General features: G+C 47.0%; 10 protein-coding genes. 5 read left to right on the forward strand and 5 right to left on the reverse strand.

Annotation, left to right across the window (positions count from 1 at the left end; genetic code table 11):
* The first annotated feature begins 306 nt into the window (after nt 1–306).
* From WF803_RS03135 to WF803_RS03150, 4 genes are all read left to right on the forward strand, one after another.
* Nucleotides 307–1,275, forward strand: a complete 969-nt coding sequence (locus tag WF803_RS03135) for an LPXTG cell wall anchor domain-containing protein (RefSeq protein WP_489611666.1) — start codon at nt 307–309, stop codon at nt 1,273–1,275.
* Nucleotides 1,276–1,815: 540 nt separating this feature from the next.
* Nucleotides 1,816–2,820 (forward strand): methionine ABC transporter ATP-binding protein, encoded by a 1,005-nt coding sequence (locus tag WF803_RS03140; protein ID WP_489611667.1) that lies wholly within the window; start codon nt 1,816–1,818, stop codon nt 2,818–2,820.
* Between the two features lies 1 nt (nt 2,821).
* Nucleotides 2,822–3,469 (forward strand): methionine ABC transporter permease, encoded by a 648-nt coding sequence (locus WF803_RS03145; protein ID WP_489611668.1) that lies wholly within the window; start codon nt 2,822–2,824, stop codon nt 3,467–3,469.
* A gap of 10 nt (nt 3,470–3,479) precedes the next feature.
* The gene (locus WF803_RS03150; protein ID WP_489611669.1) at nt 3,480–4,286 is read left to right on the forward strand and encodes a MetQ/NlpA family ABC transporter substrate-binding protein; all 807 of its coding nucleotides are present in this window, start codon (nt 3,480–3,482) and stop codon (nt 4,284–4,286) included.
* Nucleotides 4,287–4,643: 357 nt separating this feature from the next.
* On the opposite strand, the gene hutH is transcribed toward WF803_RS03150, so the two are convergent.
* The 4 genes from hutH to ftcD form a co-directional block, all read right to left on the reverse strand.
* Nucleotides 4,644–6,185 carry a histidine ammonia-lyase gene (gene hutH / locus WF803_RS03155; RefSeq protein WP_489611670.1) on the reverse strand — a complete coding sequence of 514 codons (1,542 nt, stop codon included), beginning with the start codon at nt 6,183–6,185 and terminating at the stop codon, nt 4,644–4,646.
* A 78-nt stretch (nt 6,186–6,263) separates the two neighbouring features.
* Complete coding sequence (locus WF803_RS03160) at nt 6,264–7,634, reverse strand: APC family permease (RefSeq protein WP_489611884.1); 1,371 nt, start codon at nt 7,632–7,634, stop codon at nt 6,264–6,266.
* A gap of 146 nt (nt 7,635–7,780) precedes the next feature.
* Nucleotides 7,781–8,410, reverse strand: a complete 630-nt coding sequence (locus tag WF803_RS03165) for a cyclodeaminase/cyclohydrolase family protein (RefSeq protein ID WP_489611671.1) — start codon at nt 8,408–8,410, stop codon at nt 7,781–7,783.
* An 11-nt stretch (nt 8,411–8,421) separates the two neighbouring features.
* Complete coding sequence (gene ftcD, locus WF803_RS03170) at nt 8,422–9,321, reverse strand: glutamate formimidoyltransferase (RefSeq protein WP_489611672.1); 900 nt, start codon at nt 9,319–9,321, stop codon at nt 8,422–8,424.
* Nucleotides 9,322–9,664: 343 nt separating this feature from the next.
* On the opposite strand from ftcD, the gene glmL reads away from it, so the two are divergent.
* Entirely contained in the window at nt 9,665–11,065 is a 1,401-nt protein-coding gene (gene glmL / locus WF803_RS03175; protein ID WP_489611673.1) for a methylaspartate mutase accessory protein GlmL, read from the forward strand.
* A 41-nt stretch (nt 11,066–11,106) separates the two neighbouring features.
* On the opposite strand, the gene WF803_RS03180 is transcribed toward glmL, so the two are convergent.
* Nucleotides 11,107–14,172: an ATP-binding protein gene (locus WF803_RS03180; protein WP_489611674.1), complete on the reverse strand. Its 3,066-nt coding sequence runs from the start codon at nt 14,170–14,172 to the stop codon at nt 11,107–11,109.
* Nucleotides 14,173–14,302 lie beyond the last annotated feature (130 nt).

Here is a 14,302-nt window from a genome sequence, read left to right on the forward strand (position 1 = left end):
CTTGGAATGACCTCATCAACTAGGAAGGTATAAAATAAAAACATTCGCCCAGAGTGGGTGCTTTTTTTACGGGGTCAAATATGGTCAGAGTAGACGTTCTTGGCACGATGAATGTTACAGGCATATTTCAAGGTGATCGCTACTGAAATTCACATTCCTATCATGGCCTGTATGGAACCCCTTCAAATAAAGATGAAGATACGGTGACTTTCCTTGCTAAATATGAATTTATCCGGTATAATTATAAATGAAATAGGGGTACATATTGCCCACTAGCGTGAATGATGAAATCAGGAGCTGAGGATCATGAGGAAATTACTATCAACCAGCTTGGCCGTGGTGGCCACTTTGGCAACTTTCATGACGAGTCCTGCCTACGCTGACGAAGAACCGGAAACTCCTAAACTCACTGTCGAAGAGTTGTTGGGGGACCGGGAAGAAAGCAAAGACGGGAAGAAGCCGGCCGAAGAAAAAAGAGAAGAAGAAAAACAAACGGAAGCCCCTGTCCAGAAAAAGGACGACCAGGATCTCTCTGCTGCCAAAGCTGCAGCCAAGGAAGAATTCAAAGCAGCTGATGAGAAAACTCTCGCTAAAATTAATGACGCACAAACCTTAGCGAACCTCAATGCCCTAATCGACCAATTGCGTATGAGCGAATTAAAAGCACTCATTGAAAAAATCGATAAGATGAGCCAACTCACTCAGACGCTAAGTGACGCTCGCGATGCTGCTGAAGCCATCTTAGTCAAGGGGGCTGATGCTAATTCAGAAGAAATTCTAAGCACCCTCACCCAACTTCGAGAAGCCTACGCTGCTCATGAGGAAGCAACTGTGGAAGCCGTCCCTAGCGATGAACTGCAGGCACTGATTGCCTTGGCCAAGAAGGAAACACAGCAATCGAAAGCCTTAGAGGAAGCCATTCAACAAGCCGAAGCTGCTCTCGCTAAAGGAGAATTAACCATTGAGGACGTCCAAGTCCTCACTAAGCAATTAGCCGAAGCCCTAGAAGCCAATAAGGCTGACGCAGCGGAAGCAGAAGTGGAGACGGAAAAACCAGCGAAGGATTTTCTTGACTTAGTCGACTGGTCCGCAGTGAAAAACTTGCACAAGAAATTCCAAGAGCAAGAAGCCAAGGAGCAAGCCGAAAAAACTGTAGCCGAACGCCGAGCAGCTAAATTACCACAGACGGGGGCACTGACGTCCTTGACTCCGGCACTTTTAGGCCTTAGCATCGCCGCCATCGGTGCTGGCTTTGCCCTCCGCAAGGGCAAGTAAATTCAGGAAAATTCTTTGAATAAAAGCGGTCTCCTTGAGATCGCTTTTTTTGTACCCAAATCGATTATTACTACCCGTTTTCGAATCCAGAACTCTAAAACTTGCTATCAGGGAGCCATGCGCCAAGGCCCCTAGTTAGCGGACTTCCTAAAGTCACGTGCTAGGGATCCTAGCCACCCAGGATATTGTAGAAGTGTCCCACGTGTAAAAATGAGAAATTTCGTATTATTTTTACAAAACGGTTGACAAAGCCTTAAAAATCATTATGATGGAGATTAATAAGCAAACTTCATAAAAAGAAGAGTAATTAAAGTTCGCTTTCCCAGAGAACTTCGTGGTGGTGAGAGAAGCAAAGTGGTCTTTAATGAAGATGGTCTTTTTTTAGGAAATTTCAAACTGAGAAATTTACGGGTTCTCCCGTTACAGAGAACGAGTATGATAGTACTTGTTGAGCATGTCTTAGTGATAAGGCATGGAATTAAGGTGGTAGCACGATCTTCGTCCTTTGGGGTGGAGATCTTTTTTGTTTAGGGAGGAAATATGATTGAAGTCAAGCATTTAACCAAAGAATTTCAAGTGAACGACCGGCTCATTAAGGGGCTAGATGATGTGTCCTTCCAGGTGAAGGCAGGAGAGATTTACGGGGTCATTGGCCTCTCAGGCGCCGGTAAATCAACCTTGGTCCGTTGTTTAAATCGGCTAGAAGAACCGACGCAGGGGGAAATTTTAATTGACGGCCAGCCCATTTTAAAACTAACGGGTCCCGACTTGCGGGCGGCCCGCCAGAACATGAGCATGATTTTCCAGCATTTTAATCTCTTCATGCAGAAAACGGTGGCGGAAAACATTCGCTATCCCATGGAAATTATGGGCCAGACCAAGGAAGAAATGGCTGCCCGGGTGGATGAACTCCTCACCCTGATCGGCCTAGAGGAGAAGAAAAACGCCTACCCCAAGCAATTATCGGGTGGCGAGAAGCAGCGCGTGGCGATTGCGCGCGCTATTGCCACCAACCCGAAAATTCTCCTGTCTGATGAAGGGACATCCGCTTTAGATCCACAAAATACGGCCGAGATTTTAAAGCTAATTCGCCTCATAGTAGAAAAATACAACATGACGGTGATTATGATCACCCACCAGATGGAGGTGGCGAAAAACATTTGCGATCGCATTGCCGTGATGGAACGGGGGCGTATCGTGGAAGAAAACACGACCAAGCAAATTTTCACTAATCCCCAACATGCGATCACCAAGGCCTTTATCAAGAATTTGGAAGACGAAGTGGAGATGCAAGAGCTGAAAACGGCGCCCACTAATCACAGTTTCTATCGGCTGACCTATGGTGAGGGGAATTACTACGACACGACGCTCTCAGATACGATAAAAAAGTTTGCGATTGATGTGAATATTCTCTCCGGCAACATTAATAAGGTGACCAACTCCTGCGTCGGGCATTTAAATATTGAACTGCGCGGGAGCGAGGAAGAAATTGCTAAAGCAGTCACCTACCTAGAAGCCAACGATGTGCAAGTGAAGGAGGTCTAACGTGGATATTTTACAAATTATTCAACCTGCCTTGGTAGAAACCCTCATCATGACACTCTTATCCACCCTAATTGCGGTTTTAATCGGCCTGCCCCTAGGCATTGTGCTGGTCGTCAGCCAGCCGGGCGGCCTGATGGAGAATAAGCAGTTCTACCAAGTTTTAGATGTGATCATTAATATTTTACGAAGCTTGCCCTTTGTGATTTTGATGATTGTGGTCTTCCCTCTCTCGCGCTTGCTCGTCGGTAAAGCTTACGGAACGTCAGCAATGATCATTCCCCTCTCCCTGAGTGCGGCGCCCTTTGTGGCCCGGCTGATGGAGGGCTACCTGCTCCAGGTGGACAGGGGCGTGATCGATGCCGCCAAATCGATGGGGTCGACGAATCGGGAAATTATTTACAAGGTGCTGCTCCCAGAAGCCATGCCCATGATCGTTGACGGTATCACCATGACCATTATTAACGTTATTGGTTACTCGGCCATGGCAGGTTTGATGGGTGGGGGTGGCCTAGGGGATATTGCCAACCGCTACGGCTACCAGCGCAATGAGCCTGAGGTCCTGTACGCCGCTGTTATTGTAATTATTATTCTCGTCCAGGTGATCCAATTCCTAGGCAAGCAATTAGCCACTAAAATTGATAAAAGATAGGAGTTTTAATATGAAAAAATTCAAATACCTCGTCCTCTGCCTCATCGCCCTCACCCTCACCCTCACGGCTTGCGGCCAAGAAAGTGCCTCGTCAGAAGACAGCTTAACTATTGGCGTCAGCCCCACGCCCCACGGAGAAATTGTGGAAGGCCTAAAGGATGAATTCAAAAAAGAAGGCCTAGATGTTAAGGTGGTTAATTTTGACGACTATGTGCAACCCAACCTGCAATTAGAAGCTGGCGATATTGACGCCAACTTTTTCCAGCATGAAGCCTATTTGAAGGACTTCTGCGAAGAACGGGGCATTAAGGACCTCGTCAACTTAGGCGCTATCCACTTGGAACCCATCGGTGTCTACTCCAAATCGCTTAAGAGCTTGGATGAACTAAAGGATGGCGACGAAGTTATTATCCCTAACGACCCTTCCAACGGTGCCCGTGCCCTCCTGCTACTGCAAAAAGCGGGAGTCATTAAACTCGCCGATGAAAATAATTTGAAAGCCACAGAACAAGATATCGTGGAAAATCCGAAAAACTTGAAATTTGTGCCCATGGAAGCAGCCTCTATTCCCAAAACCTACGGCGACGCCACGATTGGTATTATCAACTCCAATTACGCCATCGCTAATGGTCTGAATCCCATCGACGACGCCATTTACAGCGAAGATAAGGACGCCCCCTACGCTAACATTATTGCCGTCAAGGAAGAAAATAAAGGCGAGGAGAAATTCCAAAAATTGCTGCAGGTTATGACCTCCGAAAAATGCAAGGAGCTTATTAAAGCAAAATTCCAAGACGATATCGTGCCCGTTTTCTAAGTCAAGAGCAAAGATAAAAACCCCTAGCGCCAACAGAGCCTGCTGCGCTAGGGGTTTTTACATTGGAACAAAAGCTCACAAGAACTTGGACAAATGAGAGGGGAGCCGCATTTAACCTGTTCCAGCCGGTAGAATCACCAAAAAATGGAAACTGGCCTGATAAAATGGCACCCCAAAATCTTCTCTAACATCATCCATCAGCCCCTGCTAAAGCCCTCCTCAAACACTATACTTGAGCTATTACTAGCTTTTCAAGGCTTTCCTTTGCGGTGTTCATTATAGCTCTCTAGCCGAAGAACTCAAACAAAAAAGCGCCCTACTCGCAGCGGGCGCTTCTCTAAAAGCTGTCGATTCCTATTATTGAATATTTAATTCAACTTTTTCTTCTACGGCGGCTAGGATCGAGCCATCGATCAGCAAGTCGGTTGCTTTTTCAAGTTCGTCATAGATTTCAATATCTTTGTCTTCGGCAATGAAGTCAATGTGTTGGCGAACAACGTCGTAAGCGGCACGGGTTGGTTCTGCTAATTGGTCGCGGCCATCTTCATCGAAGTCAATGGCTTGGCAAGCGGCCATGATTTCCGTAGCGACGACACGGCGGGAGTTTTTGAGGATGTCCCGGGCGTGACGGGCAGCAATGGTCCCCATGGAGACAAAGTCTTCTTGGTTTTCGCAGCTGGTGATAGAGTCCACGGAAGCTGGGTGGGCGAGTACTTTGTTTTCAGAAACCAAGCCGGCAGCGGCATATTGGGCAATCATGAAGCCAGAGTTAACGCCTGGGTGCTTCACTAAGAAGCTTGGTAGGCCACTGAGGTTGGAGTTAACAAGACGTTCCACCCGACGTTCGGAAATATTCCCGATTTCGGCAATCCCAATACCTAAGTAGTCGAAAGGTTGGGCCATAGGTTCACCGTGGAAGTTACCACCGGAAATAGCTTGGCCTTCACGAGTGATAATAGGGTTGTCGGTGACGGAGTTGATTTCAATTTCAACTTTTTCCTTAACAGAGGCAATGGTATCCTTGCTGGCGCCGTGAACTTGCGGGATGCAGCGGAGGGTGTAGGCGTCTTGCACGTGTTCTTCGTCCATGCGCACGGTCCGCTTGGAACCTTCTAGTAAGGTGCGAATGTTTTTAGCGGTTGCTAATTGCCCCACTTGAGGACGAATGATGTGTAGGCGTTCGTCGAAGGCATCGATAATGCCGTGGTGGGTTTCTAGGGAAAGCGCCCCAGCAATGTCGGCGAGCTTGAGCAATTGTTCAGCGTCATAAGTCGCTAAGGCACCGATAGCGGTGAGGACGGTCGTCCCGTTGATGAGAGCTAGGCCTTCCTTGGCTTCCAGGTGGATGACTTCAACGCCGGCTTTTTCCATGGCTTCGGCACCAGCCATCAATTCACCCTGGTAGTAAGCCCGGCCTAAGCCAAGCATGGGGAGCACCATGTGGGAGAGGGGTGCGAGGTCACCACTGGAACCAATCGAGCCCTTTTCTGGGATGTGTGGGACAACGCCTTTGTTTAACATGTCCACCATGGTTTCGATGGTGCTGAGGCGAATGCCGGAGTAGCCTTTCAGTAAGCTGTTAATCCGGATGAGTACGATCGCCCGCACTTCGTCTTCCTTGAAAGGATCACCGAAGCCACTGGCATGGGTCCGGATAAGATTTTCTTGTAATTGCCGGGTTAAGTCAGCCGGAATGGATTCCCGTACGAGGGAACCAAAACCAGTGTTGACCCCGTAAGTGACTTTCTTGCTTTCGACGATGTCATCAATGATTTTCCGTGAAGCATTAACAGCAGCAATGGCTTCGTCTTTTAACTTGACTTCTGCATGCTCGCGAGCGACCTGAACAACTTGTTCGAGTGTTAAACTATTACCATCGAGTTCAATAATTTGTGTCATGTCCTTACCTCCATAATTCTAAGTTCTGATTTTATACTAACATATAGTAAGCTGATTTAATATTAAGAAACGGTAAGTTTAATTAAGGTTACTTTGTTCCCGCTTGTAGGATTTGTTCATGATGAAGTACATGATGGCGGAGAGAACTACCCCGACCACTAAGGCCACTAGACTCATACGGTTGGCTCCCATGAAGAGCATCCAAACACTGACGACCGTTGCCAAAATTGGAATGGTTGAACCAAAAGGCAAGCGGAAGGAGCCTTTGAATTGTTTTTCTTTGCGACGAAGGACAATAACCGCCAGAGCCGTAGGAATATATTGTAAGAACCGGAAGACCACACTAAGGTCAGCTAATTGTTCGAACGTCCCACTCATGAGCAGCAGGATGGTTAAAATCCCCGACACGATAATAGCGACAATGGGAGCGCCTTTTTTATTTTTTCGCGCAAAGGCGGCGGGCAGTAAACCCTCGTCGGCAATGGAAGCACCGAGCCGGGGAATCATCAAGGAGTCGCCCATATTCAAGCCAAGAATGGAAATTAAAGCCCCGATGGAGACAATCCAGCTGCCCACCGGCCCAATCATTTCTCGAAGCGCATCTTGAACTGGAGCATTGGATTGGAGAATGCCCACACCAAGCATGGCAATCGTCCCGGCAATGATTAAGAAATAGAGAATAGATACAATACTAATGGAGCCAACAATGGCTTTGGGAACGTTTTTCTTGGCGTCACGCATCTCACCGGCAACAATGGGCAAAGCCTCAAAGCCGATGAAGGCGTAGAAAATGGTCATGGATGTGGAAGCAATCCCCTTGGAAATGGTCATGCCTTCAGGTAAGCGCACGAAAGGTGTGAAGTTACCGGCATCGAAACCACCCTTCAGGAAGAAAAGCGTACAGCATGCAAAGAGGATAATCGGAATCAGCTTCGCAATCGTAATCGTGATCGTGAAAATCTTTGACGTTTTAATCCCCATGCTGTTAATAATGGACAAAGCAATGACTAAGGCACAACTGATCCACACATTCTTCCCTTCAAGGCTGGGGAAAGCCATAATTAATAATTTAGCAAAGCCAGCAGCCATCGCTGCCCAAGCCATGATCGTTACTGCCCAACCCAGTAAGCCGACAATGAAACCGAAGAAGTCACCAAAGGCAGCTTTGGAATATTGGAAAGCCCCACCATTTTTGTCAAAGCGAGTGGCCACTTCAGCGAAGCAAACCGCAAGGAGGAGGACCAAAATCACGTCAAAGACGATGGCTAAAAGGCTGGCTGGCCCTAGATCCTTATAAATGGTTTGTGGTAAGAGGAAAATACCACTCCCGATAACGGCGTTAATCCCATAAAGGGTGGCCCCACTCAAGCTAAATTTATCAGCTTCTTTTTCTAGTGGAATAGGATCTTCCTGTGTTGGTGGTGGTGAATTTTTTGTTTGTTCTTCCATCATTGTCATTTCATATTTCTCCTTCCAATGACAAGGTGATCGCTTTCAAAAAATAGACTTTAAATTATTCAAATATTCAAAATTGGCCTATGATTCAAAATTCGATCCAATAGCGAGCCCGGAAAACCGGGCCCGACTTTATATCGTTACAGGTTACTCAAAATGGCTTCGTAAACTTTATCAGCGAGTTCTTCACCTTCAGCCAAGAGGTCTTGGCCTTCTTTTTTCATGTTTTGGATGAAGTCTTCGTCTTTGATCCCGTCAAGGTTGATCAAAACGTTTAACCAAGCGCCGCGGAGGCCAGATTTCAAGTTCAAGGCCGCTACCCCCAAGTCACTAGCAGCGTTCGGGTTTAATTTACCTACCCCGCTGTCGGTGATATGGATGGCTTTAACAATCATCTTCATCATTTCCAAAGGTGATTCTGCAGCGCCCTTGAGGGCTTCTTGCATGGCTTCTTTGCGGGCAGCTTTTTCTTCATCGGTTTCTTTCGGCATTTTAAAGACGGCGCTAACGGCGTTGAAAGCTTCTGTATCCTTATCAATGGCTTCCACCAATTTGACTTTCAAGTCTTTGGCTTCAGCAATAATATTTTTAGCAGCTTCTTGCCCATCGGCGTATTTCTTCTTGCCTTCGGTGAGGAGAGCGACCATGTTGGTGAGGGAGATCCCCATCGCTGCGGCCAGTGCAGAAGCACTACCGCCACCAGGTGCTGGCGCATCTGAGTTTAACGTATCGATAAATTCTTTGACGGTTAAGTCAACGAGTTTTGCCATGTTTTTGCCTCCTAGTTCAATAAGTAGTTCTCAAGAACTTGTTCATTGTAGTCAAAGTCTTCGACCTTCAAGTAGTATTCGGCGGTGTCTACGAGCGCTTTGGCAGGGGCTAAGCCGATGATTTCACTACCAATGATGTTAACGCCGTAGCGAGCAGCTTCAAAACGAATGGTTTCAAAAGTCCGGTAAAGAGGCGTGTCTTCAAAATTAACCATGTTCATCGAAACTTGGGCGATGTTACGGTCTTCAAGCATGACACCGATCCCTTTACAGGAGCGCCAGCCACCGCCAGATTGACGGATAATTTTAGCAATTTTCTTCGCAATGTCTAAGTTATCCGTGTCGAGGTTAACGTTGAAGGCAACGAGTGGCATCCGCGCCCCAATGGCACAAATCCCAAAGGTGGGGTGGATCTTACGTTCACCATAGTCAGGCGCCCATTCTTCTTCCTTCAATTTTTCAGGCATGCCTTCGAATTGGCCTTTACGCACTTTGGCGAGGTTCTTCCGGTAAGGGGCACTGGCTGATTCTTCATAGAGGAAGCTTGGAATTTCTAATTCTTCCCAGAGGCGTTGGGCTACTTTCTTAGAAATTTCCACACATTCTTCCATGGTCACTTCTTTAATTGGAACAAATGGGCAAACGTCCATAGCACCCATGCGTGGATGTTCACCTTCGTGTTTGTTCATATCAATGTGATCACGGGCGTATTTAGCTAATTGGAATGCTACTTCTTGGACTCCGTCAACGTCTCCTACCAAAGTAAACACACTACGGTTGTGGCTAGGGTCTGACGAATAGTCAAGTAAGGTAACCCCGTTGACGCTTTTCGCTACTTCAACAAGGCCATCTACAACTTCCTTGTCACGGCCATTACTAAAGTTAGGAATACATTCGACTAGTTTTGCCATAATCATTCTTCCTTTCCATTTTGCCTCTCACTTGGCTAATACATTTGACACTTCTAAAATTACCATTTAAAATAAACGCTGTCAACCCTAATGCTTATAGCGATGTAAACGGTTTTATTATTCTTTGACGTTTATTTGACAGTTACTGGGTAATGGTTAGTTAGTAGGAATGGCCTACTGCTTGGTTTTTGCCAAACAAATCGTCCCTTATGCATCAAAAAAATCATCTTTGTATCGATTTTCATACCAAATTTTCACAATAATTTTTTATGACGTTCAAACTACTTCTGACCAGTATTTTTGAATTGACGATAAATAGACGAAAAATTTAAGGAGGTCCAGTATGGGAAAGCAACTATTACTCTTGGATTTTGGGAGTACCTATACCAAAGGGACACTTGTGGACGCCAAGCGCGAAGCCTTGCTCGCCCAAGTCAGTGCCGAAACAGCTGTCAAAACCAGTATCATGGCCAGCTACGAGGCGATCAGGCAGCAATTAGTGAAAAGCTTAGGAAATGAAGCTTTAGCTATTCAGGATACTTATATTGCTTCTTCGGCCTTTGGGGGTTTTAAAATGGTGGCCATCGGTTTAACCCAGTCCCTAACCGCGAAAGCAGCAGTTAACGTGGCCTTGGGCTCCGGCACCCGCATTTTAAAAACTTATGCCTATCAAATTAGCCCTCTTGATGTCTTGGAGATACAGAAATTAGAGCCAGATGTTGTCCTTTTGACCGGTGGTACGGAAGGGGGCAACACGGCCTTTATCACGGCGGCGGCAGAAAAACTACAGGCCTTACCGGCAGAGATCCCCCTTGTGGTGGCTGGTAACACAGAAGCCTACCCAAAAATTTCAGCCCAGTTTGCGGGGGGCAGGGAGCGCGTGATTTTTGCCGAAAATATCCTGCCCAAAACCAATTTCCTTAGGCCCGATAAGACACGGCAAATTCTGCGGCAAATTTTCTTCGACAAAATTATTTCTGCTAAGGGCTTAGGGGAATTAAAACACTTAAGTCCCCATCCGATCCTCCCCACTCCCCTTAGCGTCTTAGAAGCAGCGGAACTTTTAAGTCAAGGTACCGAGAAGGAAGCGGGAATCGGGCCCACTTGTATCATCGACATTGGCGGAGCGACAACAGACATCCATTCTGTCATCGAAAATCACCAGCACCAGGCTAACCGCATTCAACTCGGCCTGCCGGAACCGGTCGTCAAGCGAACGGTTGAAGGTGATTTGGGCATGCGCTATTCTAGCCAAAGCCTTTTAATGAATTGTGGGGTGGCCGCTTTTCAAGAGAAAGACCCCAGCTTAGAGGCTTTAACCATTGAAAGGCGTTGCCATGAGCTTGAAGAACACCCCGAAAGTCTGCCTAGCAATGCTTGGGAGCAGCAATTCGACCAAACCCTTGCCCGCATTGCCTGCCAAGAAGCCATGCAGCGCCATGCCGGCACCGAAAGCTATGTCAAAGAAGGTAGCGAAGGCACCTACTACTGGCAAGGAAAAGATTTGCGGGGCATTCAAAATGTGATTGGCACTGGGGGCGTCATCGTGCATAGTCCTACCCCTTTAAACATTCTTAAGGAAGCAACTGCCCCGCACAGAAGTGCTGCCGGAACTTTCCTCTTTCCCGAACAGCCCGCCTTCTACCGCGATCACGCCTACCTTTTGTCCGCCATGGGTCTCTTGGCGAAGGACTATCCCGCACTCGCCCTAAGAATTGCCAAGGCTCATTTAGAGAAACTATAGGCAAAAGAAAACGCCAGCCCCCCGGCTGGCTTTTTCTGTTCTCAATGCTTAGTCATAGGAATTTTCTTTTGCAAACGATCTAATTCACTACGATTACGGTGCGTATTTAATTTCCGGCGGGCATCTTCGGCATAATACTCACTGGAGTGAGCGAAAGCTTGGGCCCAAGGCGCGGCATTTTTTTGAGGCTCTTCTTCTATTTCTTTTTTAATGATCGCCTTGGCAAAAGCGACGAAACCTTGCTCACTCGGACTGGTAAAGCGTCCGGCCGCACCTGTCAGTTCACGCAGCCATTTTTCTAATGCTGACCATTTTTCCAAACGCCAGGCCACTAAAATGAGGTAGGCATAAAGCTGGCCGTGCTTCCAACTCGTGGGGATGGCTTGGTAAATCTCATAAGCCTTAGTCAAATAATCCAATGATAATTCATACTCACCCATTTGATAGCGAATAATGCCCATATTAATATAGAAAACATAAAGGGTACTCTCCACGTGGCCATGCTCAACTAAATGAATGGCACGTTTCTGGTAGTCGACAGCGTCGCGGTACTGCTTCTTAATCGAGCAAATTTCCGCAATATAGTCATAGGCCACCGCCACACTGACACTGTATTTTTCCTGCCAATTGGAAACGATCGTGAAATTGCGAATCGATTCGTCTAAACGCTGCCAAGCCTCTGTCAATTCCCCGAGCATCAAATGGTGCAGGCCTTCGAGACGCAAGAGCCCGCCCATGGTTTCGTAATTATTCGTTTTAATTGCTAAGCGCAAGGCTTGCTCTAGGTAGTAACCCATGTCATCGGGGCGATCCATTTGAATATACAAGTAGATAAGTTGCTTATAGCCAGTCAGCAAATGCTCTTCATGCCCCACGGTTCGAGCTTCCCGAATGGCCTGGCGCAAATCCTTAGCCGCCTTATCATAAGCCCCACGGCGGAGGTAATAGCGCCCTTCCATCAGATTGAAGCGAATCAGCAGTTCTTCATAGGCCTCTTGCTGCCCTTCCTCTACGGTCAAATCCTCCAATTTATGGCGCACATCTTGGAAGCTATTTTCTGTACTCATACCCCAAAGGCTCGCCAGTCCCGTATAAGGATTAACCTGAAAAGCCGGATCAGGTTCCACGGGGAAAAGCTCGTGGTAGTAATCAAAATAGTGCTCCAAGTAACGAATGCGGTAGGAAATCTCCAGCAAGTATTCGCCCGCTTCCTTGTAATGGTAAGCAATTTTAGCCAAAGGATTAGGGGCGTCGTCGTCTTGGTGGGCTTTGGCCAGTGTTTGTGCCAAGCGTAAATGCTCAGCCCGTCGCTTGGTCAAGCTCTCCATCTGGTAGAAATACTCGCGGAAGCGCTGATGACTGAAGCGAACGCCTAGCTCACCTTCATGAACCTCCTCAATGAGAACCCCTTGTTCCACTAAGGGCGTCAGCAGTTCGGATAATTCATGCTCATCAATGCCCAGCTCCTGCTCGAGGAAGTCAAGCGAAACACTGGCATAAAAGTAACTCAAGTGGCAAAGCAAACGTTTGGCCTGCTTACTGACTTGATTGAAGCGCTCCGCCAAAGCGGCTTGCATCTTGATCGTCAAAATGCCGATATCCTCATTATTATTAATAACTTCAAGCGCCTCTTCCAGAAAGAAGAGATTCCCTTCCGTCAAATGATAGAGGTCTTGCAACTCCGAAGCGGACAATTCCCGATTTTCCAAGACACTACGGGCAAAATTCTTGGTCTCCTCTAAAGAGAGGGGTTTCACCTCATGCTCCGTCAGTAGGTCATTCTTCTTCAAGGTGGCTAGCGTACAAGGGTAGGGCTGCTTGGCATCGCTCCGCCAAGTTAATAGCAATTGCATGTTATGATTTTGCGTATTCAAAACTAAGCTTTCAATGACCTTCCAGCTGTTTTGATCCAGCCAATGGGCATCGGAGAAGACAACCAGCACAGGTTTGGATTCGCTTAAGGCTGCAAAAACTGTCAGCAGCAGTTCACTCAAAACATTGAAATTCCCCACCTGCTCGGTATCCATATGGGGCGCAAATTTCTGATAAGAGCGCAAATTCATCGAGGGGAAGTAATGGGATAGGGTGGCCCGCCATTCATCCAAATTGAAGAGCTCTTTTTCCTTGATAATTTTTGTGATTTGGGGAATCAAACGGTAGAAAGGCCGTAAATTATAGGCCCCTTCGACTTGGTAGCATTGCGTGTCAAAAATGTAGAAGTCATCCCTCACATTATCTAACACCCGGTTCACTAAACTTGTCTTTCCTACCCCCTCTTCGCCGGTGAGAAGCACCGAGTAGTTGGGTTCATGGTGCTTAAAATGTGAGAGATTTTGCTCCAACCAACGCCGCTCGTCCTGGCGGCCAAAAAAGCGTTTGGCAAAGCGCCGTTTCTTAATAGGTGTCCGCTGATTTAATTGACGCAAGGCGGCTTCATACATTTCCCGCACCGGTGCACTGGGAGTGACCCCTAATTCTTCCGCCAGCAAGTCATCCAAACGATAATAGGTGTCAACCACCTTATCTAGGCGGTCAATTTTTTGATAATAGCACATCAGGAGATGATAGGCTTGCTCGTCAAATTCATCCAAGTCAATCAAACGATAGAGGAGTTTCTCAATTTCAGGATTTTCCCCTTGATCCAATTCAGCTTTGACTTTTTCCACGCAGGCATTGGTAAATTCCCGGCGGTAGTGCTGGCGCATTTTCACCAGCCACAGTTCATAAGCTTCGGAATCTTTTAGGCTAAAGCCCTCCAGAAACTCCCCGCGGTAGAGGTCTAAATGCTCCTCGGGCTGTTTTTTGAAAGCCCTAACATCAGCATCAATCGGGAGTTCCGGATTCAGGGTTAGAATTGCTTTGTTTGGCGAGGCAATGACGGGATAAGTTAACTTCTTATTCGCCTGGTAAATCACATTCCGTAAGTTTTTCTTTGCCCGCTTCTCCTCCATGTCCGGCCATAATAGTGACGCGGCCTCATCGCGTCGAACTTGCGTATTAACAAAAAGATAAAATAGCAAGGCCTCAATCTTTTGAAAGGGAAATAGGATCGTCTCGCCTTCCACCGTAATCTGAGGCTTTCCAAAACACTGTCCGTATATTGGCATAACAACACCCTCTTCAGTTAATCGCCTGTCGCCCAGCACTCATGAACGACTTCACTAACTATTTTAACATGCTTTTTGGCAATCCTAGACGAAGAAAGGTTCGTTAAGGAAAACTTTTCTATTTCCTGCT

The sequence above is a fragment of the Aerococcus sp. BD502 genome, from assembly GCF_057919555.1.

Coding starts and splice junctions, on each gene's coding strand:
- glmL (WP_489611673.1), top strand. CDS start 9,665: ATGGGAAAGCAACTATTACTCTTGGATTTTGGGAGTACCTATACCAAA.
- WF803_RS03150 (WP_489611669.1), top strand. CDS start 3,480: ATGAAAAAATTCAAATACCTCGTCCTCTGCCTCATCGCCCTCACCCTC.
- WF803_RS03140 (WP_489611667.1), top strand. CDS start 1,816: ATGATTGAAGTCAAGCATTTAACCAAAGAATTTCAAGTGAACGACCGG.
- WF803_RS03160 (WP_489611884.1), bottom strand. CDS start 7,634: ATGGAAGAACAAACAAAAAATTCACCACCACCAACACAGGAAGATCCT.
- hutH (WP_489611670.1), bottom strand. CDS start 6,185: ATGACACAAATTATTGAACTCGATGGTAATAGTTTAACACTCGAACAA.
- ftcD (WP_489611672.1), bottom strand. CDS start 9,321: ATGGCAAAACTAGTCGAATGTATTCCTAACTTTAGTAATGGCCGTGAC.
- WF803_RS03135 (WP_489611666.1), top strand. CDS start 307: ATGAGGAAATTACTATCAACCAGCTTGGCCGTGGTGGCCACTTTGGCA.
- WF803_RS03180 (WP_489611674.1), bottom strand. CDS start 14,172: ATGCCAATATACGGACAGTGTTTTGGAAAGCCTCAGATTACGGTGGAA.
- WF803_RS03165 (WP_489611671.1), bottom strand. CDS start 8,410: ATGGCAAAACTCGTTGACTTAACCGTCAAAGAATTTATCGATACGTTA.